A 24,337-nucleotide genomic window follows, 5' to 3' on the forward strand; every position below is an offset into this window, starting at 1 on the left:
TCAACGACGCGTCAGCAGGACACCCAGTACCACACCGACTGCGGCACCAATCCCTACGCCCGTCCATGGATTATCACGCACGTATTCGTCCGCACGCGCGGCCGCTTCGCGGGTCTGTTTTGCCAGTGCATCACCGGTTTCACCCAGGCGATAGCGGCTCTCCTTGAGCGCCTGCTCCGCTTTGCTGCGCAGCTTGCTGACCTCTTCTTTTGACTTGTCAGCAGAGGAGTTCAGCACCTCTTCAAGGGTATCGGCCAGGGATTTCAGTTCAGCGCGCAGATGTTCAGACGTCGTATCTTTTGACATGATTCTCTCCTGTTGAGATTTCCGTTAACTCAATAATCGCGAGCTTCCAGCGCTTTCAGGTCGTCCTGCGCTTCTTTCAACTTCTTCTCGCGCTTAGCAATTTTTTCCGCATCCCCTTTCTCTTTCGCTTCCTGCAGGTCGCGACGGCGCTCGGCTATCTCGTCCTTCTGTTCAGCGATTTTCTTCTGGTGGTCGGCACGAAGCTTGCTGTCTGAACAGTTCGCTTTCACTTCGCTCAGCGCTTTTTTGAGACCATCAACACGGTGCTGATTGTTATGCTTTTCGGCATAACCGATCTCACGCTGAATATCCTGTTCTTTCTCCTGACAGAGAGAATTGGCGAAGGATGCTGTGCTTAAAGAAAAAAGGGCCAGAGCCAGAGTCATGCGGAATTTCATTATCGAAACCTTCCATTGTGTTGCGGCGTAAGCCGCTATCCAAAGTTATGCGGAGTACAGTCGAGGGGTGCTCCGCGTACTTAAGCATAGTAAGTAAACGGGGGATTCACCAAAGTGAGTGAAAAGATTCGGAATCCTGGTAATTATCCAAATCGATGCGACGTATCGCGAATCAGCGACAGCCAGGCTGCTGGCTGGCTGTCATCTTCCTGCTGAGCAATGATATACCCCTGCGGCAGCGTACGGTCGAGAACCACTTTTGCGGCGGCACTTTGCGCACGGGAATCAAACTTGATCAGTAAAACATCGTCCTGAGGGGTGATGCTCTTAAAACGTATCCCGTTCGCATCCAGATGATGCCAGACAGAAAAACCGTCAGGCACGCTGGCACCCTGGTTCACCGGGCGAATGGCCAGCGTGGATTCCTGGTGCGAAAGCGCGCTCCATACCAGCAGCATGGCGCTAAGCACCACCAGCGTCATCACGGCACAGGCAAAACGGCGCAGGGCGAGCGGTGAGATAGCCATCGTTAGCCTCTGGCTCCGTATTTCTTTTTCCACAGCACGACCAGGGAGCCGATCAGGCCGAAGACCAGCAGCACAACGGGCAGCAGCATCAGGCAGGACATCAGTTGGTCTTCATATTTCATAAAGACCGGCGTTTTACCCAGGGCATAGCCGAGCGTTGTCAGAATAAGCACCCATAACAGACCGCTCATCCAGTTAAAGAACTGGAAGCGCGCGCTGCTCAGCCCCGACAGACCGGCAATGGTCGGCAACAGAGTACGTACAAACGCGATAAAGCGGCCAATCAGCAGGGCGGAAAGCCCGTGCTTATGGAAAAGGTGGTGCGCCCGCTGATGATAATGTGCAGGCAGGTGCGAGAGCCAGTTCTGGACGATCCGGGTATTGCCCAGCCATCTTCCCTGGATGTAGCTCACCCAGCAGCCGAGGCTGGCCGCGACGGTCAGTAATAAAATGGTGTGCGGAAACGCCATCGCCCCTTTGGCACACAGCACGCCGACGAGCACCAGCAAACTGTCACCAGGCAGGAAGGCTGCAGGTAGCAAACCGTTCTCAAGGAACAGGATCATAAACAAGACGAAATAGAGCATGCCAATCATGGAAGGGTTGGCCAGCGTTTCAAAGTCCTGCGCCCAGAGGGCATGCAGTAGTTGGGTCAAAAGTTCCATTCAGTGTTCCTGGAAATCGGTTAACGTCACGCCTGTTATCCGGGGCAAACAGCACGGCGACATTGTTGTGATTTCATTATGGTCGCTCGCGGACACATTGCGGTGTGGCCAACACGGTTCCCTGTTAATTGGCTGGTTAGCAAGCACTAACTTACAAAATAACGAAGTGAATCCAATTGTAACAAAGCCCAACGTTCTGCGTCACAGAATTTGCAGGCGTGAGTTGATTTTGGCGTAAGCCCAGGAAGTGAGCGAGGGGATTTACAAAGGCTGACACTATATATGTTTTGCTTACCCACTGAAGCCAGAAGGCGCAGCGAGGCGCCTGCCAGCGGGAAGGTCATCTATTTTGCGGCACTGGGGGCCGTATCGAGATGAACAACGGGATTATCGGCGAAAAGATAGCGGTCAGCGTTAAATTCGAAGTCGTCACTGGTTTCATTGAACAGCATCTGCTTGGTGTTCTCCAGGTGCTGCCACATCGCCAGTTTAGCGGCATGCGGATCTTTACGAATCAGCGCCTTAAGGATTTGGTCGTGATCGTCACACCAGTTGTCGACGGTACGGGAATCGATATGGTCGTGCAGTTTTTTCCAGTACGGGTTGTGAACGCGCTGAGTCCACATTTTCTCAACGATTGCCGCCAGCGCCGTATTCTGGGTTGCCAGGGCGACCTGGACGTGGAACTGCAGATCCCACTCTGAATCGCGGAAACATTTTTCCTTACGGGCATTCTCCTGGATTTCCATCAGCTTCATGATGTCCTGCTTAGTCACCTGCGTCGCCGCAAATTCGGCAATGTTGCTTTCAATCAGCTGGCGAGCCTGGAGCAGCTCAAACGGACCATAGCTGGCAAATTCCAGACTTTCGTCCGCGACAGGCGAGTGTTTCGGCAGATTGGAAATGACGTGAATGCCGGAGCCTTTGCGTACCTCAACGTAGCCTTCCACTTCCAGCATGATGATCGCTTCGCGCACCACGGTGCGGCTGACGCTTTTTTCATCCGCGATGAAGCGCTCGGCGGGCAGTTTATCACCGACAAGATAGACCCCTTGCTCGATGCGATCTTTCAGCTCCGCAGCAAGTTGTTGATATAAACGACGTGGTTCGGTGATTTCCATATGCGCTCCAGGCAGGGTACGGCAGATGATTTGTTATACCACTTTTGCGTGCCACTCTCCAGATTTGCCATTAAAAAAGCCGCTACTGAGCGGCCTTTAAATGCCCGGCGGCGCTTCGCTTGCACGGGCCTGCGGGTTTTGTAGGCCGGGTAAGCGTAGCGCCACCCGGCGGAAAAATGGTTGCTAACTCTGCGTCGCCGGTTTCCCGAGTGACTCTTTCGCCAGCTCCTCTGCCGATTTGCTCTTCAGCACCGTCCAGATCACCACAGCGCCCAGCAGGTCGAAGATAGCCAGCACGGCGAACAGCGGGCTGAAGCCGATGGTATCTGCCAGCGCGCCGACGACCAGCGCAAACATCGTACTCGCGGTCCAGGCGGCCATCCCGGTCAGGCCGTTGGCGGTGGCCACTTCGTTACGACCAAAGACGTCAGACGAGAGCGTAATCAGCGCGCCGGACAGGGACTGGTGCGCAAAGCCACCGATACACAGCAGGGCAATCGCGACGTATGGGCTGGTGAACAGGCCGATCATGCCCGGGCCAATCATCAGCAGGGCGCCCATGGTGACTACCATCTTACGGGAAACAATCAGGTTCACCCCAAACCAGCGCTGGAACAGCGGTGGCAGGTAGCCGCCCACGATACAGCCCAGGTCAGCGAACAGCATGGGCATCCAGGCGAACATCGCGATCTCTTTCAGGTTAAAGCCGTAGACTTTAAACATGAACAGCGGGATCCACGCGTTAAAGGTCCCCCAGGCCGGTTCTGCCAGGAAGCGCGGCAGGGCGATACCCCAGAACTGACGGGTGCCCAGGATCTGCCAGACGGTCATTTTCTTGCCGTTGTTGGTCTGATGCTGTGCTTCCTGACCACCAATGATGTACTCGCGTTCTTCTTCGGAGAGTTTTTTCTGATCGCGCGGATGCTTATAGAAAACCAGCCACGCGATTGCCCAGGCGAAGCTCAGCACGCCGGAGATAATGAAGGCCATCTGCCAGCTGTGCATCACGATAGCCCACACCACCAGCGGTGGCGCAATCATTGCCCCGATGGACGAGCCCACGTTGAAGTAGCCAACAGCGATAGAGCGCTCTTTTGCCGGGAACCACTCGGAGCTGGCTTTCAGGCCCGCCGGGATCATCGCAGCTTCTGCCGCACCGACCGCACCGCGCGCCAGCGCCAGGCCGCCCCAGCTTCCCGCCAGCGCGGTGGCTCCGCAGAACACCGCCCAGGCGATGGCGAAGAAGGCATAACCGATTTTGGTACCGAGGATATCCAGCACATAGCCTGCAACTGGTTGCATGATGGTATACGCCGCGGAATAGGCGGCAATGATGTAGGAGTATTGCTGTGTGGAGATATGCAGCTCTTCCATTAACGTCGGCGCTGCGGCTGCCACGGTGTTACGTGTCAGGTAGCCCAGCACGGTGCCTAACGTCACCAGTGCGATCATATACCAACGTAACCCTTTAATTTTACGCATCTAAAACCTCATCGTTATGTTATGTCCGCGCCAGAGCACGGCAACTTCTCAACCGTTTCCGGGAGCAGTTGTGTAACGGGAGGGGCGTAGCCGGAAGCATGTCCCGGAACGGCCCGAACCTTGCCATAAGTAAGCGTGCATAAGTCGGTATCCGTACCGTTAAACCCGATGCCTCTCACACCGGTAATGCATTCCGTCGGCTTAGCGTTTGCGACGGCGAAAAGATAACTTGTCATACAACTTTAAAAGGTGAGTGATATCACAAATGTATGATTCTTTGTAGGGACATTAATCGCTGCGCGCAAAGCCAGTAATGGCGCGGCCTGTAGAAGGGTTTACGCCTTAGAGGGTAATTTATTTGTTAGCGTTTATTGATCTCACTCACGAAAAAAGCTTCGGTGGCTGGAAATTGGTGTGATAACTTTGCAGCATATGAACATACGCTTTCTGACGCTCCCGTAATGAGGAAGACGATAATGACGCCGTTTATGACCGACGATTTTTTGTTAGATACCGAATTTGCTCGCCGCCTGTACCACGACTACGCAAAAGACCAGCCAATTTTCGACTACCACTGCCATCTGCCGCCGCAGCAGGTTGCCGAAAATTATCGTTTCAAAAACCTGTATGATATCTGGCTGAAGGGTGACCACTACAAATGGCGCGCCATGCGCACCAACGGCGTGGCGGAACGCCTCTGTACCGGTGACGCCACCGACCGCGAGAAGTTTGATGCCTGGGCGGCGACCGTCCCGCACACCATCGGTAACCCGCTCTACCACTGGACGCACCTTGAGCTGCGTCGCCCGTTTGGCATCACCGGCAAACTGCTCTCCCCAACGACCGCCGATGAAATCTGGGAGCGGTGCAATGCGCTGCTGGCGCAGGAGAATTTCTCCGCGCGCGGCATCATGAAGCAGATGAACGTGAAGATGGTGGGCACCACCGACGATCCAATTGACTCCCTGGAGCATCATGCCGTTGTCGCCAAAGACACTTCCTTTGATATCAAAGTGCTGCCAAGCTGGCGCCCGGACAAAGCCTTCAACATTGAGCAGGCCACGTTTAACGACTACATGGCGAAGCTGGCGGAAGTGTCCGATACCGACATCCGTCGTTTCGCCGATCTACAAGCCGCGCTGACCAAACGTCTGGATCACTTCGCGGCGCACGGCTGTAAAGTCTCTGACCACGCGCTGGACGTCGTGCTGTTCGCGGAATCAAACGAGGCCGAGCTGGACAGCATTCTGGCGCGTCGCCTGTCCGGTGAATCGCTTAGCGAGCACGAAGTGGCGCAGTTCAAAACGGCGGTGCTGGTGTTCCTCGGCGCGGAATACGCGCGTCGCGGCTGGGTACAGCAGTACCACATCGGTGCGCTGCGCAATAACAACCGGCGTCAGTTTAAGCTGCTGGGCGCGGATGTGGGCTTTGACTCCATCAACGACCGTCCGCTGGCGGAAGAGCTGTCAAAACTGCTGAGCAAACAGAACGAACAAAACCTGCTGCCGAAAACCATTCTCTACTGCCTGAACCCGCGCGATAACGAAGTGCTGGGCACCATGGTGGGTAACTTCCAGGGCGAAGGGATGCCGGGCAAGATGCAGTTCGGTTCCGGCTGGTGGTTCAACGATCAGAAAGACGGCATGGAGCGTCAGATGACGCAGCTGGCGCAGCTTGGTCTGTTGAGCCGCTTTGTCGGCATGCTGACCGACAGCCGCAGCTTCCTGTCCTATACCCGTCATGAATATTTCCGCCGCATTCTGTGCCAGATGATTGGCCGCTGGGTGCACGCAGGCGAAGCGCCGGCGGATATCCAGCTGCTGGGCGACATGGTGAGAAACATCTGCTTTAACAATGCGCGTGACTACTTCGGCATTGAACTGAACTAAGGCCGTTTGAGGTTGATATGCAATACATCAAAATCCATTCGCTGGATAACGTGGCCGTCGCGCTGACGGATCTCGCTGAAGGCGACGTGGTGACCGTTGATAACCAGAGCGTCACCCTGCGTCAGGCGATTGCTCGCGGTCACAAGTTTGCCGTGAAGCCTCTCGCGAAAGGGGACAACGTCATTAAGTACGGTCTTCCGATTGGGCATGCGCTGGCGGATATCGTGCCGGGTGAACATCTTCATTCCCATAATACCCGCACCAATCTGAGCGATCTGGACGAGTACAGCTATCAACCTGATTTACCTGGGGAACACGAGCAGGCGGCGGATCGTGACGTGCAGATCTACCGCCGCGCCAGCGGCGACGTGGGGATCCGCAACGAGCTGTGGATCCTCCCTACCGTCGGCTGCGTGAACGGGATTGCGCGTCAGATCCAGACGCGCTTCCTGAAAGAGACCAACAATGCCGAAGGCACCGACGGCGTGCATCTGTTCAGCCACACCTACGGCTGCTCCCAGCTAGGGGATGACCACATTAACACCCGCACCATGCTGCAAAACATGGTGCGTCACCCGAACGCAGGCGCGGTGCTGGTGATTGGCCTGGGCTGCGAGAACAACCAGGTTGATGCCTTCCGCGACACGCTGGGCGAGTTTGACCCTGAGCGCGTGCATTTTATGGTGTGTCAGCACCAGGATGACGAAGTGGAGGCGGGCGTTGAACAGCTTCACCAGCTGTATAACGTGATGCGCCACGACAAGCGCGAGCCGGGCAAACTGAGCGAGCTGAAGTTTGGGCTGGAGTGCGGCGGGTCTGACGGCCTGTCCGGTATCACCGCCAACCCGATGCTGGGTCGCTTCTCGGACTATGTGATCGCTAACGGCGGCACGACGGTGTTGACCGAGGTGCCGGAGATGTTCGGCGCGGAACGTATTCTGATGAGCCACTGCCGCGACGAGGAGACGTTTGAAAAAACCGTCACCATGGTGAACGACTTCAAACAGTACTTCATTGCCCACAATCAGCCCATTTATGAGAACCCGTCTCCGGGTAACAAAGCGGGTGGGATCACCACGCTGGAAGAGAAATCCCTCGGCTGCACCCAGAAAGCGGGCGCGAGCCAGGTGGTTGACGTTCTGCGTTACGGCGAGCGCCTGAAAACGCACGGTCTGAACCTGCTGAGCGCGCCGGGTAACGATGCGGTCGCCACCAGCGCGCTGGCGGGAGCCGGCTGCCATATGGTGCTGTTCAGCACCGGTCGCGGCACGCCGTACGGCGGTTTTGTGCCGACGGTGAAAATCGCCACCAACAGCGAGCTGGCGGCGAAGAAAAAACACTGGATTGACTTTGATGCCGGGCAGCTTATCCACGGCAAGGCGATGCCGCAGCTGCTGACGGAATTCGTGGACGCGATTGTGGAATTTGCCAACGGCAGGCAGACCTGCAACGAGAAGAACGACTTCCGCGAGCTGGCGATCTTTAAGAGTGGTGTGACGCTTTAAGTACTTTGTCGGGTGGCGCTGGCGCTTACCCGACCTACTAAACCCTGTAGGCCCGGTAAGGCGTAGCCGCCACCGGGCTTTTCTTTTTAACTGCGCAGGGCGTTCTTCGCTAAACGCGCGTCTTCCGCCTGGCACACGGCGGCGGTAAACATCACGTCGGTGGAGGAGTTGATCGCGGTTTCGCAGGAATCCTGCAGCACGCCGATGATAAAGCCTACCGCAACCACCTGCATGGCGATCTCGTTCGGGATGCCGAACATATTACATGCCAGCGGGATCAGCAGCAGGGAACCGCCCGCCACGCCGGATGCGCCGCAGGCACACAGCGAGGCTACCACGCTCAGCAGCAGCGCGGTTGGCAGATCCACCGGAATACCCAGCGTATGCACCGCGGCCAGCGTCAGCACCGTGATGGTGATGGCCGCTCCCGCCATATTGACGGTCGCACCCAGCGGAATGGATACGGAGTAGGTATCGCGGTCCAGATTCAGCTTCTCACACAGGGACATGTTGACCGGAATGTTTGCCGCCGAGCTGCGGGTGAAGAAGGCGGTCACGCCGCTTTCGCGCAGGCACATCAGCACCAGGGGGTACGGGTTACGACGGGTCTGCAGAAACACCAGCAGCGGATTAATCACCAGTGCCACGACAGCCATACAGCCAATCAGCACCAGCAGCAGCTGCGCATAGCCCCAGAGTGCGCCGAAACCGGTGGTTGCCAGCGTGGATGCCACGAGGCCAAAAATACCAATCGGCGCAAAGCGGATGACCACCGTCACGATAAAGGTCACGGCGTGAGAAAGGTCGTTAACCAGGTTTTTGGTCGTGTCGTTGCTGTGGCGCAGAGCGAAGCCCAGACCGACGGCCCATACCAGAATCCCGATGTAGTTCGCGTTAATCAGCGCATGGATCGGGTTGGCGACAATGCTCATCAGCAGGCCGTGCATCACCTCAACAATACCCGCGGGTGGCGTAATGTCGGTCGCGCCAGTGGTCAGTTGCAGCGTGGACGGGAAGATAAAGCTCACGACAACCGCCGTCAGCGCGGCCGAGAACGTCCCCAGCAGATACATCCACAGAATCGGGCGAATATTAGTTTTCTGCCCCTGCTGGTGGTTGGCGATTGAGGCCATCACCAGCGTCAAAACCAGAACCGGCGCGACCGCTTTCAGTGCGCCGACGAACAGTGTGCCGAGCAGGCCAGTGGCCTCGGCGGCAGGTTTTGAGATCAGTGCCAGCGCGACGCCGAGCACCAGTCCAACCAGTATTTGCTTAACAAGGCTGCCGCGCGACAGGCGCGCAAGCAGACCCGATGAGGTTGTCGTCATGAGTGTTCCTTAAGTGAAATTGCGTTCCATCCCGGATGTGCTCTTAGTCACATTTATGTCCGGATGTAAGTAAATGTTTGCCTGGTCGAGTATAGGGAAAGCGTCTGTGGAGGGAAGCGTAAAATGCTGGATTTTACGTGTTGTGTCATGTTTTTTAACTATTGATTAACGAAAGTGCCGGGTGGCGTTGCGCTTACCCGGCCCACGAGGTGTCGTTGTAGGCCCGGTAAGCGCAGCGCCACCGGGCAAAGCGCGCTAAGCCTGTTGCTTCTTATCGTGCTGGCGGTTAACCCAGGTATTGATAATCAGCGTCACGATCAGAATGCCAAACACCACGCCGAGCGAAATGGCGATCGGGATATGGTAGAAATCGACGATCAGCATTTTAATACCGATAAACACCAGGATCACCGACAGGCCGTACTTCAGCATTGAGAAGCGCTCCGCCGCGCCTGCCAGCAGGAAGTACATGGCGCGCAGGCCGAGGATGGCGAACAGGTTAGAGGTCAGGACGATGAACGGGTCGGTGGTCACCGCAAAAATGGCCGGAATGCTGTCCACGGCGAAAATCACGTCGCTCAGCTCAACCAGGATCAACACCAGCAGCAGCGGGGTGGCAAACAGCAGGCCGTTCTTGCGTACGAAGAAGTGCTCGCTCTCGATCTTGTCGGTCATGCGCAGATGGCCGCGGATCCACTTCACCAGCGGGCGATCGCCAATCGCAGAGCCGTCCTCTTTCGCCAGCGCCATTTTGACCCCGGTGAACAGCAGGAACGCGCCGAAGACGTACAGCAGCCATTCGAACTGGGTTATCAGCCAGCTGCCAGCGAAGATCATGATGGTACGCAGGATAATCGCGCCCAGCACGCCGTAGACCAGCACGCGGCGCTGCAGGGCCGCAGGTACGGCGAAGTAGCTGAACAGCATCAGCCAGACGAAGACGTTATCGACCGCCAGGGCTTTTTCAATCAGATAGCCAGTGAGGAAGGCGAGGGCCTGAGGATCGGCCACCGCACGGCCTTCGGTCGAAGCCAGATACCACCAGAAGGCGGCACAGAAGAGCAGGGAGAGGGTGACCCACACCAGCGACCAGGCCGCAGCCTGTTTCATGGTCATGCCGTGCGCGCCGCGACGCCCCTGTAAAAAGAGGTCGATCGCCAGCATGATGAGCACGACAACCGCGAATCCGCCCCACAACATGGGAGTGCCGACAGAATGCATACTATTTTCCTTACACATAAAAAACAAAAACGGCCATGGTCAGAAGACGATAGCCGTTAGCTTTTTATGCATAGACCTCGCCTTCCGGCAAGGTCTCACTTACAACCACGAGGGTTGCCCGGCGACCGGATGCGGTATTGCACGCATCGTAATGACGATCCACCGACGAAGAAGTTACTCCCCTTTGCAGGTAACAAAATATGTCAGACCATTGGCTTCGTCAATGGTCTGCGCCGTTTCATTACACAGCTTTACGCGATAACTTCCGCGCTCACGCCGTCTGCCGGGAACACCACGCCGGTCTGACGGCGGATCTCCGTTTGCAGCTTCGCCGTGGTGCGGCTCACCGCAAGGCCTGGGTGATTCACTTCGTTGTCTTCCACCAGACGGGCGAAGACCTCTGCCTCATAGAGCATAGTGTTAATATGCTGAGGCTGCGTCAGCTCCTGGGCTTTGCCGCCGCGCGGCACAAAGCTCACCTTCTGGCACTCGGAGATCTTCTCGATAACCAGCGAGCCCGCTTCGCCCTGAATTTCGCTCGGCAGGACAGAGTCGCTCACCTTGGAGTGCTGCAGCGTCACGCTGAAATCACCGTAATCCAGCACCGCGACACCGTGCGCATCCACGCCGCTCTCCAGCAGGCTGGCGGTGGCCGTGACGCCGTGCGGCTCGCCCCAAAGGGCCACGGCAGAGGCCAGGCAATAGAAACCGATATCCATAATCGAGCCGTTAGAGAAGGCCGGATTAAAGGTGTTCGGGTTCTCGCCGTCGAGATAGCGCTGGTAGCGCGACGAGTACTGGCAGTAGTTGATAAACGCTTTACGCACTTTGCCCACCTTCGGCAAGGACTGCTGCAGCAGCAGGAAGTTCGGCAGGCTGGCGGTTTTGAAGGCTTCGAACAGCACCACCTGGTTTTCGCGGGCAAGCGCAATGGCGGCTTCGACTTCATCGATGTTCGACGCCAGCGGCTTCTCGCAAATCACATGCTTTTTATGGCTGAGGAATAGCTTCGTTTGCGGGAAGTGCAGGGAGTTCGGGCTGGCGATATAGACCGCGTCAATGGCGTCGCTTTGCGCCATCTCATCAAGCGAGGTGAAGAGATGCTCGACGAGGTAGTCGTTGGCAAAACTCTGCGCCTGCTCAAGGCTGCGGGAATAGACTGCGGTAAGTTTCAGTTTGCCGGTTTCGTGGGCGGCGTCGACGAACTGGCGCGTAATCCAGTTCGTTCCAATGACTGCGAAACGTATCATAAACGTTTACGTACTCCGTAGCGGGGAACCTTTAGCCACTGTAGCACGTCATCATGACAATTCGCGTGCGCTATTCCGCATTACCTTTTAACGATAAATGCGTAAGCCACAGACGGGTATCAAACTCCAGCTGGTGGTATTGCGGCTCCATATGGCAGCACAGGGAATAGAACGCTTTGTCGTGCTCTTTTTCTTTCAGGTGTGCCAGCTCATGGACGACGATCATCCGCAGAAAGGCTTCCGGCGCGTTGCGGAAAACCGTCGCGACGCGGATTTCGGCCTTTGACTTCAGCTTGCCGCCTTGCACGCGGGAGACGGCGGTGTGCAGGCCGAGCGCGTTTTTCAGCACGTGGATCTTGTTGTCGTACATCACCTTGTTGATCGGCGGGGCGCTCTTCAGATACCGGTTTTTCAGATCCTGCGTATACTGCCAGAGGGCCTTATCGGTCGCGAAATCGTGGGTGCCGGGGTAGCGTTTTTCCAGCACCGCGCCCAGCTTCTGCTCAGCAATCAGGCTGCGAACCTGAGTCAGTAAATGTTCCGGGTAGCCCTGGAGATAAGTAAGTTGGTTCATCAACGCCCCAAATCGACAATAAAACGGGTATACTCACGCACCCTTTTCAGGGATACGCCAAATTTTACCATTCAGGAGGGCCGATGAGCCACTTAGACAACGGTTTCCGTTCACTCAACCTTAAACGTTTCCCGGAGACGGACGACGTTAACCCGCTTCAGGCGTGGGAAGCGGCGGATGAATATCTGCTGCAGCAGTTGGATGACACTGAAATCCGCGGCCCGGTTTTGATCCTGAATGACGCGTTTGGCGCCCTGGGCTGTGCGCTGGCGGAACACACGCCGTACAGTATCGGCGACTCCTACCTGAGCGAGCTGGCGACGCGTGAAAACCTTCGCCATAACGACATCGAAGAGTCCAGCGTGAAGTTCCTCGACAGCACCGCAGACTACCCGCAGGCGCCGGGCGTGGTGCTGATCAAAGTGCCAAAAACCATGGCGCTGCTGGAGCAGCAGCTGCGCGCGTTGCGTAAGGTCGTCACGCCAGAAACCCGCATCATCGCGGGTGCCAAAGCGCGCGATATTCATACTTCGACGCTGGAGCTGTTCGAGAAAGTCCTTGGCCCGACCACCACCACGCTGGCCTGGAAAAAAGCGCGCCTGATCAACTGTACGTTCGCCGCCCCTGAGCTGGCCGACGCGCCAGAAACGCTGAGCTGGAAGCTGGAAGGGACAGACTGGACCATCCATAACCACGCGAACGTCTTCTCCCGCACCGGTCTGGATATCGGCGCGCGCTTCTTTATGGAACATTTGCCGGAAAATCTGGAAGGTGAGATTGTCGATCTTGGCTGCGGCAACGGCGTGATTGGCCTGACGCTGCTGGCGAAGAACCCGGAAGCCAGCGTGGTGTTCAGCGACGAATCGCCGATGGCGGTGGCCTCCAGCCGTCTGAATGTAGAAACCAACCTGCCGGACGTGCTGGACCGCTGCGAGTTTATGATCAACAACGCGCTGTCGGGGGTAGAGCCGTTCCGCTTCAACGCCGTGTTCTGTAACCCGCCGTTCCACCAGAAGCACGCCCTGACGGATAACGTCGCCTGGGAGATGTTCCACCACGCGCGCCGCTGCCTGAAAATTAACGGCGAGCTGTACATCGTGGCGAACCGCCACCTGGACTACTTCCACAAGCTGAAGAAGATTTTCGGTAACTGCGTCACCATTGCGACGAATAACAAGTTTGTGGTGCTGAAGTCGGTGAAGCTGGGACGTCGTCGTTAAGATTGTTTTGCCCGGTGGCGCTTCGCTTACCGGGCCTACAATGGCCTCGAACCCGTAGGCCGGGCAAGCGCAGCGCCGCCCGGCAATGTTCTAGATCATCAGAGCTAATTTCGTCCCCTGCGCAATCGCGCGCCGCGCATCCAGCTCCATCGCCACGTCACACCCGCCAATCAGATGCACCGTTTTACCGGCCTCGCGCAGCGGATCCGCCAGATCGCGCTTTGGCTCCTGCCCGGCGCACAAAATGACATGATCCACGCGCAGCAGCTGCGGCTCGCCGCCGATCGTGACGTGCAGCCCCTCGTCGTCGATCTTCTGATAGCTGACCGCCGGGATCATCTTCACCCCGCGTGAGAGCAGGGTAGCGCGGTGGATCCAGCCGGTGGTTTTGCCCAGCCCTTCGCCCGGCTTGCTGGCTTTACGCTGCAGCATCACGATCTGGCGCGGGCTTTTTGGCAGCTGCGGCCCTTCGGGGCGCAGTCCGCCGGACTGGCTGAGGCTGGTATCAATGCCCCATTCGACGCAAAACTCGGCAATGTTCTGGCTGGTCGCCTCGCCCGGCTGGCTCAAATACATGGCGGTATCAAAGCCGATCCCGCCGCAGCCGATAATCGCCACCTTCTCGCCAACCGGTACTTTGTCACGCAGCACGTCGAGATAGCTCAGCACTTTTGGATGATCGATACCCTCGATCGCAGGCGTGCGCGGTACGATCCCGCTCGCCAGGATCACCTCATCGAAATCAGTCAGATCCGCCGCGTGGACAAACTGGTTAAGCCGCAGCTCGACGCCCGTCAGCTCGATCATCCGGCGGTAGTAGCGCAGCGTTTCGTAGAACTCCTCTTTGCCGGGGATCTGTTTGGCGATATTAAACTGCCCGCCAATCTCCCCCAGCGCATCAAACAGCGTCACGCTGTGGCCGCGCGAGGCGGCATTGACCGCAAACGCCAGGCCCGCAGGCCCTGCGCCGACAACCGCCAGGCGTTTTTTCGCTGTCGCCGGGATCACCGGCATTTTGGTTTCGTGGCAGGCGCGCGGGTTGACGAGGCAGGAGGTCACTTTCCCGACGAAGATCTGATCCAGGCACGCCTGATTACAGCCGATGCAGGTGTTGATCTCATCCGCACGGCCGCTTTGCGCTTTGGACAGCAGCTCGGCATCGGCCAGGAACGGGCGCGCCATCGAGACCATGTCGGCATCGCCGCGTGAAATCACATCGTCCGCCACCTGCGGATCGTTAATGCGGTTGGTGGTGACCAGCGGAACAGACACTTTCCCTTTCAGCCTGCGCGTCACCCAGCTGAACGCCGCGCGCGGCACCGGCGTGGCGATGGTCGGAATGCGCGCCTCGTGCCAGCCGATGCCGGTGTTGATAATGGTGGCCCCCGCGGCTTCTATCGCCTGCGCCAGCTGCACGGTTTCGTCAAACGTGCCGCCGCCCTCCACCAGGTCGAGCATCGACAGGCGGAAGATGATAATAAAATCCGCGCCCGCGCGTTCGCGCACGGCGCGCACGACTTCTACAGCAAAGCGCATCCGGCGGGCATAGTCGCCGCCCCATTCGTCGTCGCGCTGGTTGGTGCGGGCGGCCAGAAACTCGTTAATCAGATAGCCTTCAGACCCCATCACCTCAACGCCGTCGTAGCCCGCTTCACGCGCCAGCGCCGCGCAGCGGGCGAAGTCGTCAATCAGCGCCAAGATCTCGTCGTGGCTCAGGGCATGCGGAGTGAAGCGGTTAATCGGCGCCTGAATGGCCGATGGCGCGACCAGATTCGGCTGATAGCTGTAGCGTCCGGTGTGCAGAATTTGCAGGGCGATTTTACCGCCCTCGTTGTGTACCGCGTCGGTCACAATGCGATGGTGCGGCAGCTGTGACGCATCGTTCAGCACCGCGCCGCCCTCCATGCCGACGCCGGAAGGGGCAGGGGCCACGCCGCCGGTGACGATCAGCGCTACCCCATGGCGGGCGCGTTCGGCATAGAAGGCTGCCAGACGCTCGGCCCCGTCCGGATGCTCCTCCAGCCCGGTGTGCATCGAGCCCATCAACACGCGGTTTTTGAGTGTGGTGAACCCCAGATCGAGGGGGGCGAATAACGACGGGTAGCGGCTCATAGTCTCTTCCAGTGTAAAATTATTGTTATGTGGTCGGATGAGTTACTAATTTAGCCAGCGGCAGCGGAAAGGTAAAAGCGGGATCGAATGATTGTGATAGATCTCAAAGAACTTCCCCTCACCCTAACCCTCTCCCCTGAGGGGAGAGGGGACTGGCCGGTGCGGCCTTAAAGAATCAGTTCGATCTGGTTTTTTCCTTCTCCCCTATGGGGTGAGGGGTATGGGTTTTTACTAACCCCGGTGCCTGCCACATCGACGTCGTCAGCCCGCTATCCACCAACCCGAGCTGGTCTGCATATACCGCCTGCCATTTCTGCATCATGCCGTCGTACAGTTCGCGATGTACCGGGTTTGGCGTGAATTCGCGGCTCCATTTCACCAGTCGCTCGCCCGTCGAGGCCATATCGGCAAACAGCCCCGCGCCAACGCCTGCTGCAATGGCGCAGCCCAGCGCCGTAGCCTCTTTGACCTCCGGCACGCGCACCGGCAGGCCGGTGACGTCGCTTAAAATCTGACTCCACAGCGCACCTTTCGAGCCCCCGCCCGCAAAGACCAGACTTTCAAACGTCACGCCGGAGAAGTGGGAAATCTGCGCCAGGTTACAGGCCGAGACGATCGCCGCGTTCTCCTCCAGGGCGCGGAACAGCGTCGCTTTATTGCATTTTTCCGGGTCGATGGAGAGATTAATAAACGACGGCGCGGCGTGGTACCACTGCTTAAAATGCATGGCGTCGGAGAAGATTGGCATCACCCCGTGGGAGCCCGCCGGCACCCGGCTGGCCATCTCTTCCAGCAGAGAATAGGTGTCCATCCCCATCCGCTCGGCAATCAGCTTTTCCTCGGCGCAGAAGGCGTCGCGGAACCAGCGCATGGTCAGCCCGGTAAAGAAGCTGATCGACTCCGCCTGCGCCATGCCGGGAATCACGTGCGGGTTCACCCGAATGTTCATACCAGGGTCGGTGCGCACCTGCGGCAGGTTCACGACCTGCTGCCAGAAGGTCCCGCCCAGCACCGCCGTTTGTCCGGCGCGGACTACCCCCAGACCCAGACAGCCCAGCTGCACGTCGCCGCCGCCCATCACCACCGGCGTGCCTTCGCGCAGGCCGCTTTGCTGTGCGGCCTCTCGGGTGATAGCGCCCAGCACGGTGCCGGTCTCTTTTACCGGGGAGAGAATATCGGCGCGCAGCCCGGCCATGTCCAGCAGCGCCGGACGCCAGTCGCGGGAGAAGAGATCCAGCATGCCGGTGGTGCCCGCGTTAGACGGGTCGACCGCCAGCTCGCCGGAGAGCTTCGCTGCCAGCCAGTCGCTGATCATGGTGATAGTGGCGGCGCTGCGGTAAATATCCGGACGATGGTGTGCCAGCCACAGCAGGCGCGGCATCGCGCTCAGCGCCAGCGTCTGGCCGGAGACGTCATACACTTCGGATTCAAAATGGTTGTCGTGGATCTCTTTGAGTTCCGCCACCTCGCGGCTGGCGCGGGCGTCAACGTTGGCGCAGGCCCAGATGGCCTCGCCGTTGCGGTCGTAAAGCACTATCCCTTCGCGCATGGAGCAGCAGGCGACGGACTGAATATCCGCCGCGCCCAGATTCGCGCGCGTCAGCGCCTGATGAATGCACTGGCAGGCCAGCCGCCAGTTGGTGTCGAGGTCGAACTCCATCGAGCCCGGCACGTTCTCCACGCTCAGGTGCTTCCACTCGGCCTGGCCGACGGCAATCTGGTTGCCCTGCAAATCGAAAATCACGGCGCGAACGCTGCCGGTCCCTGCATCTAACGCTAAAAGGTAACTCATGAGCTTGCCTCGCTGTTAGCGCAGGGCGGGCTCTCACTTGGCCAGAGCCAGCACCGCGCGGGCTGTCGTCTCCTCCGTCACCAGGCCATTGATACGGCGACCCTTCAGTGCGGCATAAATCGCATCGGCTTTCTCTTCCCCTCCGGCCACGCCAACGATGGTGGGCAGTTGCGCCAGCTCATCAAGCGAGACGCCGAGTAATTCTTTATGGATCTCCAGCTCCTCGACGCACTCCCCTTCGGCATTGAGGAAATAACCGAGAATATCGCCGACCGCGCCTTTGCGGGCGTACATCAGCTGTTCACCTTCGCTGATGTAGCCGGAGCGCAGGATCGTGGCATCACGGCGCTGGTTGACTGAACCAATACCCACCACTGCGACGTCGGCGGCGGTGGCCGCGAGGATCACGTCCCGCACGCTGGTTTCGCGTTTTAAGATCCCGGCCACCTCTGCGGATGACACGCGAAGCGGGGCGGGGATCATACTGACGCTGCAGGCCGCGTCCAGCTGGCCGATACCGGTCATGTACGGCCCGACGCCGCCGGAGAGCGTCACGAGGCGGATCTGCTGTGAGCTGATAAATCCGCTCAGGTGCTGCAGGCTGCTCATGGTGGTTTCACCGAACCCCACCGCCAGCAGCTGGCCGGGTTCCAGCACGCCCATCAGCGACTGCGCTGCGCCAATGCCCAGCCGCACGTTCATCGGCGGCGTATTTAAGGCAGGCATCACGCGCACCAGCTTCAGGCCAAAGCGCTGCTGCAGCTCGGTTTCCAGCGCCAGACAGCCCTCGTAGCGGGAGTTGATCTGCACGCGGATCACTCCGGACTGACGGCCTTTCTCCAGCAGACGGGAGATTTTTAATCGCGGCAGCCCGAGGCGTTCGCCGATATCGTTCTGGGTCAGCCCGTCGTGGTAGTAACACCATGCCACGCGCGCCACCAGCTCCTCTTCCGCCAGCGCCAGCCCGGCAAACCGTCCTTCTTCCGCAGTGCGTTTATCGCTCATAGTTGAACTCTTATAAAAATTTAGATCATATGTTCGTAATGGCGCGAAGGGAAAGTGTGAGCCACGCGACAAAACGGATCATTTCGATCGTTTCTGGTTTATCTGAATCTCAATCGATAAAACTGTGATCCCTGCACGGTTGTAAATATAGTTCACCGTCTACGCTTTTGAACATTATTAAATCTAAAAATCATTTGTTCAATAGCGGAGCGATGATGACCTCACTTCTCGACGCGCGGAATATCAGCAAGCAGTTCTCAGGCGTGCCGGTTCTAAAAGGCATTGATTTCACGCTGCTTGCGGGCCAGGTGCACGCGCTGATGGGCGGAAACGGCGCGGGAAAATCGACGCTGATGAAGATCATCGCCGGGGTCGAGACGCCGGATGATGGTGAACTTTCCGTCGAGGGGCAGTCATATGCGCGGCTGACGCCCGTGCAGGCGCACAGGCTCGGCATTTACCTGGTGCCGCAGGAGCCGCTGCTGTTCCCTAACCTGACGGTGCGGGAAAATATCCTGTTCCGCCTGCCGCGCGACCGCGATCGGGAAAAGCAGCTGGCGGAGAAACTTGAGCAGCTGCAGTGCCAGCTCAACCTCGACGCCGCCGCCAGCACCCTGGAAGTGGCGGATCAGCAGATGGTGGAGATCCTGCGCGGATTAATGCGCAACGCCAGGATCCTGATCCTCGACGAGCCCACGGCCTCCCTCACGCCGGGCGAAACCGAACGGCTGTTCCGCCAGATCCGCGCGCTGCAGGCGCTCGGCGTCGGGCTCGTGTTTATCTCGCACAAGCTGCCGGAAATTCGCGTGCTGTCGAGCCACGTCTCGGTGATGCGCGACGGCGCGGTGGTGCTGAGCGGGGAAACCGCGCAGTTCGACGATAACGCCCTGATTGCCGCCATGACGCCGGTGAGCCGGGAGAAATCCCTGAGCGATACGCAAAAGCTGTGGCTGGCGCTGCCGGGCAACCGTCGCACCCAGCCGCAGGACTTTCCGGTGCTGCGGGTGGAGGATCTCACCGGGGAAGGGTTTATCGATCTGAGCCTTGAGATCTACGCCGGGGAGATCGTCGGCCTGGCAGGGCTGGTGGGATCCGGACGTACCGAGTTTGCCGAAACCCTCTACGGCCTGCGGCCGGTACGCGGGGGACGCATCTGGCTGGAGAACCAGGAGATCGCCAACGAGCCGGTGCGCTCGAGACTAAACAGAGGCCTGGTCTACCTGCCGGAAGACAGGCAGGTGTCCGGCCTGTTCCTCGACGCGCCGATCCGCTGGAACACCGTGGCGCTGAACGAGCCGTCGCTCTGGCAGCAGCGCAAGCGGGAGTCTGCGGTAGTGGAGCGCTATCACCGGGCGCTGGGGATCAAGCTCAACCATGCGGATCAAACCGTGCGCACGCTCTCCGGCGGCAACCAGCAGAAAGTGCTGCTGGCGCGCTGTCTGGAGGCCAATCCTTTACTGCTGATCGTCGATGAACCGACGCGCGGCGTGGACGTCTCGGCGCGCGCCGATATCTACCAGCTCATCAAAAGCGTGGCGGCGCAGAACGTGGCGGTACTGATGATCTCAAGCGATCTTGATGAGTTTCCGGGCCTCGCGGACCGCGTGTTGGTGATGCACCAGGGCGTGCTCAGCGGCGAGCTGCCGCGCCATGCCGTCAGCCTCGATCGCATGATGGCGCTGGCGTTCGGAGGGCAAGCATGAAGATCTTACTGAAAAACCGCGAGCTGAGCGCGTTTCTCGCCATTCTGGCGCTGTTCGCCGTGCTGGTGGCGCTTAATCCCTCTTACTTCAGCCTGCAGACGCTGGGGATGATTTTCGCCAGCTCGCAGATCCTGATCCTGCTGGCCATCGGCGCGGCGCTGGTAATGCTGACCCGCAATATCGATGTCTCCGTCGGCTCCACGGTCGGGCTCTCCGCCATTGCCGTCGGCGTGGCGCTCAACAGCGGCTACAGCCTGCCGGTTTCCATTCTCTTCGCGCTCATGGTTGGCGCGCTGGCCGGGGCGTTCAACGGGTTGCTGGTGGTGGGGCTGCGCATCCCGGCGATCGTCGCCACCCTCGGCACGCTGGGGCTGTACCGTGGAGCGATGCTGCTCTGGACCGGCGGAAAGTGGATTGAGGGGCTGCCGCCGGGGCTGAAATCGCTCTCTGAGCCTGCGGCCATCGGCGTGTCGCCCCTTGGCATGGTGGTGTTGATTATCGTGGTCACCGGCGCGTGGACGCTGTCGCGCACCGCGTTCGGGCGTGATTTCTACGCGGTGGGGGATAACCTCGCCGCCGCGCGCCAGCTGGGCGTAGCGGTGAACCGCACCCGCATGATCGCCTTTACCCTCAACGGCATGCTGGCGGCCTGCGCCGGGATTGTCTTTGCCGCACAGATTGGTTTTGTGCCCAACCAGACCGGCAGCGGGCTGGAGATGAAGGCCATCGCCGCCTGCGTACTGGGTGGCATTTCACTGCTGGGCGGCACGGGCACGCTGATCGGCGCGTTGCTCGGCGCGTTCTTCCTCACCCAAATCGACACCGTGCTGGTGCTGTTCAGGCTTCCTGCCTGGTGGAATGACTTTATCGCCGGGCTGGTGCTGCTGGGCGTGCTGGTGCTCGACGGGCGTCTGCGCCAGGCGCTGGCGCGCCATCAGCGGGCGCTGAAGTACGGTCGCTTCCAGCCGGGTAACAAAGGGGGAAAGCATGTCACCCCCTTTCCCAAACGCAAAAAAGAGGTGGCGTAAATGAGGCTTAACTGGGAAATCGCGCTGCTCATTTTGCTGGTGCTGGAGATCCTGCTCTTCGGCGCCATCAACCCGCGCATGCTCGACATCAACATGCTGTTATTCAGCACCAGCGATTTTATCTGCATTGGCATCGTGGCGCTGCCGCTGACGCTGGTGATTATCAGTGGCGGGATCGACATCTCCCTCGGCTCGACCATCGGCATGTGCGCGATTGCGCTGGGGGTGATGATGCAGGCCGGGTGGCCGATGGCGGTCGCCGTTCCGCTGACGTTGCTGCTGGGACTGATGTGCGGGCTGGTAAACGCGGCGCTGATCCACTACACCGGCATTAGCCCGCTGGTGATTACCCTCGGCACGCTCTACCTTTACGGCGGCGGGGCGCTGCTGCTCTCCGGCATGGCGGGGGCCACGGGCTACGAAGGCATCGGCGGCTTCCCGGACAGCTTTACCGCCTTCGCTAACCTCACGGTATTTGGCCTGCCGATCCCATTGGTCTTGTTCGCGGCTATCACCGTCTTCTTCTGGCTCATTACCCACCGCGGGCGCTTTGGGCGCCATCTGTTCCTGATTGGGCAGAATCCGCGCGCGGCGCGCTATGCGGCGCTGTCGGTGAACGGCATGCCCTACGCGCTGTACGGACTGGTGGGCGTAGCCTCCGCGATTGCCGCGCTGGTAATGGTCTCCTATTTCGGCTCCGCGCGTTCGGATATGGGGCGCGATTTACTGATGCCCGCGCTCACCGCCGCCGTGCTCGGCGGGGCCAATATCTACGGCGGTTCAGGTTCGGTTGTCGGTACGGCGCTGGCGGCGCTGCTGGTGGGGTATCTGCAGCAGGGGTTACAGATGGTCGGCATCCCAAACCAGGTATCGAGCGCGCTGTCAGGGGCGCTGCTGGTTGTGGTGGTGATGGGACGTTCGCTGAGTCTGCACCGCGAATGGGTGCGATCTCTCTTTAGAAAACTATCCGGAGCGTAAGATGAAAACAAAACTGCTCGTCCTGGCAATGGCTCTCAGCTTCGCTTCGGCGCAGGCGGCGGACCGCATTGCCTTTATCCCGAAGCTGGTGGGCGTCGGCTTCTTCACCAGCGGCGGCAACGGCGCGAAAGAGGCGGGGAAAGATCTTGGCGTGGACGTCACCTATGACGGTCCGACCGAGCCGAGCGTCTCCGGCCAGGTGCAGCTCATCAATAACTTCGTCAACCAGGGCTATAACGCCATCATCGTCTCCGCCGTGTCGCCGGACGGATTGTGTCCGGCGTTGAAGCGTGCGATGCAGCGCGGCGTTAAGGTTCTGACCTGGGACTCCGACACCAAACCGGAGTGTCGCAGCATCTACATCAACCAGGGGACGCCGGAACAGCTGGGTGGCCTGCTGGTGGAAATGGCGGGCAAGCAGGTCACTAAACCGAATGCCAAAGTGGCGTTCTTCTACTCCAGCCCGACCGTGACTGACCAGAACCAGTGGGTGAAAGAGGCGAAGGCCAAAATCGAGAAAGATCATCCGCAGTGGCAGGTCGTCACCACCCAGTTTGGCTATAACGACGCCACCAAATCGTTGCAAACCGCCGAGGGGATCTTAAAAGCGTATCCGGATCTGGATGCGATCATCGCCCCGGACGCCAACGCCCTGCCTGCCGCGGCGCAGGCGGCGGAAAACCTGAAGCGGGAAGGGGTGGCGATTGTCGGGTTCAGCACGCCAAACGTGATGCGTCCGTACGTTGAGCGCGGCACGGTGAAGGCCTTTGGCCTCTGGGATGTGGTGCAACAAGGCAAAATTGCGGTCAATGTCGCCGATCGTTTGCTGAAAAAAGGCGATCTTAACGTCGGCGACAGCGTGGACGTAAAAAACATCGGGGCGCTGAAGGTCGAGCCGAACAGCGTGCAGGGCTACCAGTATGAGGCGAAGGGCAACGGCATCGTGCTGCTGCCGGAGCGGGTGGTGTTCACCAAAGAGAACATCAGCAAATACGATTTCTGACGGGGGAGCAAATGGCTGATTTAGACGATATCAAAGACGGTAAGGATTTTGGCATCGGCACGCCGCAGCAGAATGTGCCGTTCACGCTGAAGGGCTGTGGCTCGCTGGACTGGGGCATGCAGTCCCGCCTGGCACGCATCTTCAACCCGCAGAGCAACCGTACGGTGATGCTGGCCTTTGACCACGGCTACTTTCAGGGGCCGACCACCGGCCTTGAGCGTATCGATCTCTCCATTGCGCCGCTGTTTGGTGAAACCGACGTGCTGATGTGTACCCGCGGCATCCTCAGGAGCCAGGTGCCTGCTGCGACCAATAAACCAGTCGTGCTGCGCGCCTCCGGCGGTAACTCAATCCTGGGGGAACTGTCCAACGAATGCGTGGCGGTGGCGATGGAAGATGCCCTGCGCCTGAACGTCTGCGCGGTGGCGGCACAGGTCTATATCGGCAGCGAGTTTGAGCATCAGTCGATTAATAACATCATCAAGCTGGTGGACGCGGGGGCGCGCTACGGCATGCCGACGCTGGCGGTGACGGGCGTGGGGAAAGAGATGGCGCGGGACGCGCGCTATTTCTCGCTGGCCAGCCGCATCGCCGCCGAAATGGGTGCGCAGTTCGTCAAAACCTACTATGTGGATGAAGGCTTTGAAAAAGTGACCGCCAGCTGTCCGGTGCCGATCGTCATCGCCGGGGGCAAAAAGCTGCCGGAGCACGAGGCGCTGGAGATGTGCTGGCGCGCGATTGACCAGGGCGCGTCGGGCGTGGACATGGGGCGCAACATCTTCCAGTCCAGCGCGCCGCTCGCCATGCTGAAGGCGGTGAAAAAAGTGGTTCACGAGAACTGGAATGCCCGCGATGCGTTCCAGTTCTGGCAGGAAGAGAAACAGGGAGAAGCAAAATGAATGTGACGCTGGTGGAGATCAACATTAAGCCCGAGCGGGTAGACGAGTTTCTGGAGGTGTTTCGCGCCAACCACGAAGGCGCAATCAAGGAGCCGGGGAACCTGCGCTTTGACGTGTTGCAGGACCCACGCGTGAAAACCCGGTTCTTTATCTACGAGGCCTACAAAGACGAAGAGGCGGTGCTGGCGCATAAGCAAACCCCGCACTACCTGGCGTGCGTGGACAAGCTTGAGGAGCTGATGTCGGAGCCGCGCAAAAAACGCAGCTTCGTCGGGCTGTTGCCGGAGTAACCTCGTGTCCGATGACGTGCTTTTGCGCGTCATCGGAAAGA

Annotated in this window: 22 protein-coding genes; 9 read left to right on the forward strand and 13 right to left on the reverse strand. The window is 59.1% G+C overall.

From position 1 onward, the window contains the following. The 6 genes from ACMGGE_RS19760 to ACMGGE_RS19785 all read right to left on the reverse strand — a co-directional run bounded on the left by ACMGGE_RS19760 (position 1) and on the right by ACMGGE_RS19785 (position 4,499). The gene (locus tag ACMGGE_RS19760) at positions 1 to 306 is read right to left on the reverse strand and encodes a DUF883 family protein (RefSeq protein WP_008503141.1); all 306 of its coding nucleotides are present in this window, start codon (positions 304 to 306) and stop codon (positions 1 to 3) included. Between the two features lie 29 nt (positions 307 to 335). After that, positions 336 to 704 carry a DUF1090 domain-containing protein gene (locus tag ACMGGE_RS19765; RefSeq protein ID WP_008503142.1) on the reverse strand — a complete coding sequence of 123 codons (369 nt, stop codon included), beginning with the start codon at positions 702 to 704 and terminating at the stop codon, positions 336 to 338. A gap of 143 nt (positions 705 to 847) precedes the next feature. Then, positions 848 to 1,231 carry an EnvZ/OmpR regulon moderator MzrA gene (gene mzrA, locus ACMGGE_RS19770; protein ID WP_045910066.1) on the reverse strand — a complete coding sequence of 128 codons (384 nt, stop codon included), beginning with the start codon at positions 1,229 to 1,231 and terminating at the stop codon, positions 848 to 850. Positions 1,232 to 1,233: 2 nt separating this feature from the next. Next, positions 1,234 to 1,896, reverse strand: coding sequence for a DedA family general envelope maintenance protein YqjA (gene yqjA / locus ACMGGE_RS19775; RefSeq protein ID WP_023309289.1), 663 nt, complete (start codon positions 1,894 to 1,896; stop codon positions 1,234 to 1,236). Between the two features lie 344 nt (positions 1,897 to 2,240). Next, complete coding sequence (gene exuR / locus ACMGGE_RS19780; protein WP_023615584.1) at positions 2,241 to 3,017, reverse strand: transcriptional regulator ExuR; 777 nt, start codon at positions 3,015 to 3,017, stop codon at positions 2,241 to 2,243. A gap of 183 nt (positions 3,018 to 3,200) precedes the next feature. Next, positions 3,201 to 4,499 (reverse strand): MFS transporter, encoded by a 1,299-nt coding sequence (locus ACMGGE_RS19785; protein WP_045910065.1) that lies wholly within the window; start codon positions 4,497 to 4,499, stop codon positions 3,201 to 3,203. A gap of 476 nt (positions 4,500 to 4,975) precedes the next feature. Between ACMGGE_RS19785 and uxaC the strand changes: the two genes are divergently transcribed. Both uxaC and ACMGGE_RS19795 read left to right on the forward strand, forming a co-directional pair. Beyond that, the gene (gene uxaC / locus ACMGGE_RS19790; RefSeq protein ID WP_420294069.1) at positions 4,976 to 6,388 is read left to right on the forward strand and encodes a glucuronate isomerase; all 1,413 of its coding nucleotides are present in this window, start codon (positions 4,976 to 4,978) and stop codon (positions 6,386 to 6,388) included. 17 nt (positions 6,389 to 6,405) lie between these two features. Continuing rightward, positions 6,406 to 7,893, forward strand: a complete 1,488-nt coding sequence (locus tag ACMGGE_RS19795; protein ID WP_126534102.1) for a UxaA family hydrolase — start codon at positions 6,406 to 6,408, stop codon at positions 7,891 to 7,893. An 86-nt stretch (positions 7,894 to 7,979) separates the two neighbouring features. Here ACMGGE_RS19795 and sstT read toward each other — a convergent pair whose 3' ends face one another. The 4 genes from sstT to ACMGGE_RS19815 all read right to left on the reverse strand — a co-directional run bounded on the left by sstT (position 7,980) and on the right by ACMGGE_RS19815 (position 12,266). Further along, on the reverse strand, positions 7,980 to 9,221 hold the full coding sequence (gene sstT, locus ACMGGE_RS19800) for a serine/threonine transporter SstT (protein ID WP_048028904.1): 1,242 nt from the start codon (positions 9,219 to 9,221) through the stop codon (positions 7,980 to 7,982). A gap of 255 nt (positions 9,222 to 9,476) precedes the next feature. Further along, positions 9,477 to 10,442: a TerC family protein gene (locus tag ACMGGE_RS19805; RefSeq protein WP_021242367.1), complete on the reverse strand. Its 966-nt coding sequence runs from the start codon at positions 10,440 to 10,442 to the stop codon at positions 9,477 to 9,479. A 251-nt stretch (positions 10,443 to 10,693) separates the two neighbouring features. Further along, positions 10,694 to 11,692 (reverse strand): Gfo/Idh/MocA family protein, encoded by a 999-nt coding sequence (locus tag ACMGGE_RS19810; RefSeq protein ID WP_045910061.1) that lies wholly within the window; start codon positions 11,690 to 11,692, stop codon positions 10,694 to 10,696. A gap of 70 nt (positions 11,693 to 11,762) precedes the next feature. Next, on the reverse strand, positions 11,763 to 12,266 hold the full coding sequence (locus tag ACMGGE_RS19815; RefSeq protein ID WP_111967431.1) for a YgjP-like metallopeptidase domain-containing protein: 504 nt from the start codon (positions 12,264 to 12,266) through the stop codon (positions 11,763 to 11,765). Between the two features lie 83 nt (positions 12,267 to 12,349). Between ACMGGE_RS19815 and rlmG the strand changes: the two genes are divergently transcribed. Beyond that, on the forward strand, positions 12,350 to 13,486 hold the full coding sequence (rlmG, locus tag ACMGGE_RS19820; protein ID WP_420294070.1) for a 23S rRNA (guanine(1835)-N(2))-methyltransferase RlmG: 1,137 nt from the start codon (positions 12,350 to 12,352) through the stop codon (positions 13,484 to 13,486). Positions 13,487 to 13,576: 90 nt separating this feature from the next. Here the strand turns inward: rlmG and ACMGGE_RS19825 are convergent, their stop codons facing one another. The 3 genes from ACMGGE_RS19825 to lsrR form a co-directional block, all read right to left on the reverse strand. Further along, entirely contained in the window at positions 13,577 to 15,598 is a 2,022-nt protein-coding gene (locus tag ACMGGE_RS19825) for an NADPH-dependent 2,4-dienoyl-CoA reductase (protein ID WP_235403231.1), read from the reverse strand. Positions 15,599 to 15,773: 175 nt separating this feature from the next. Then, positions 15,774 to 17,390: an autoinducer-2 kinase gene (gene lsrK / locus ACMGGE_RS19830; protein ID WP_420294071.1), complete on the reverse strand. Its 1,617-nt coding sequence runs from the start codon at positions 17,388 to 17,390 to the stop codon at positions 15,774 to 15,776. Positions 17,391 to 17,423: 33 nt separating this feature from the next. Continuing rightward, a complete protein-coding gene (gene lsrR / locus ACMGGE_RS19835; protein WP_003862617.1) occupies positions 17,424 to 18,395 on the reverse strand; it encodes a transcriptional regulator LsrR in 972 nt (323 codons plus the stop codon). Between the two features lie 215 nt (positions 18,396 to 18,610). Between lsrR and lsrA the strand changes: the two genes are divergently transcribed. Genes lsrA through lsrG form a run of 6 tightly spaced genes read left to right on the forward strand, consistent with a single transcriptional unit; the run spans position 18,611 to position 24,296 of the window. After that, positions 18,611 to 20,098, forward strand: coding sequence for an autoinducer 2 ABC transporter ATP-binding protein LsrA (lsrA, locus tag ACMGGE_RS19840; protein ID WP_420294197.1), 1,488 nt, complete (start codon positions 18,611 to 18,613; stop codon positions 20,096 to 20,098). Next, on the forward strand, positions 20,095 to 21,126 hold the full coding sequence (gene lsrC / locus ACMGGE_RS19845; RefSeq protein ID WP_167213330.1) for an autoinducer 2 ABC transporter permease LsrC: 1,032 nt from the start codon (positions 20,095 to 20,097) through the stop codon (positions 21,124 to 21,126). The genes lsrA and lsrC overlap by 4 nt, the downstream gene beginning before the upstream one ends. Further along, a complete protein-coding gene (gene lsrD / locus ACMGGE_RS19850; protein ID WP_420294072.1) occupies positions 21,127 to 22,104 on the forward strand; it encodes an autoinducer 2 ABC transporter permease LsrD in 978 nt (325 codons plus the stop codon). It abuts the gene before it with no gap. A 1-nt stretch (position 22,105) separates the two neighbouring features. Continuing rightward, the gene (gene lsrB, locus ACMGGE_RS19855) at positions 22,106 to 23,107 is read left to right on the forward strand and encodes an autoinducer 2 ABC transporter substrate-binding protein LsrB (RefSeq protein ID WP_045910054.1); all 1,002 of its coding nucleotides are present in this window, start codon (positions 22,106 to 22,108) and stop codon (positions 23,105 to 23,107) included. Positions 23,108 to 23,118: 11 nt separating this feature from the next. Next, entirely contained in the window at positions 23,119 to 24,006 is an 888-nt protein-coding gene (gene lsrF / locus ACMGGE_RS19860; protein ID WP_032653516.1) for a 3-hydroxy-5-phosphonooxypentane-2,4-dione thiolase, read from the forward strand. Continuing rightward, positions 24,003 to 24,296 (forward strand): (4S)-4-hydroxy-5-phosphonooxypentane-2,3-dione isomerase, encoded by a 294-nt coding sequence (lsrG, locus tag ACMGGE_RS19865; protein WP_003862606.1) that lies wholly within the window; start codon positions 24,003 to 24,005, stop codon positions 24,294 to 24,296. The genes lsrF and lsrG overlap by 4 nt, the downstream gene beginning before the upstream one ends. The last annotated feature ends 41 nt before the right edge of the window (positions 24,297 to 24,337 follow it).

The sequence above is a fragment of the Enterobacter sp. BNK-22 genome (genome assembly GCF_048684805.1).
Lineage (GTDB): Bacteria > Pseudomonadota > Gammaproteobacteria > Enterobacterales > Enterobacteriaceae > Enterobacter > Enterobacter quasiroggenkampii.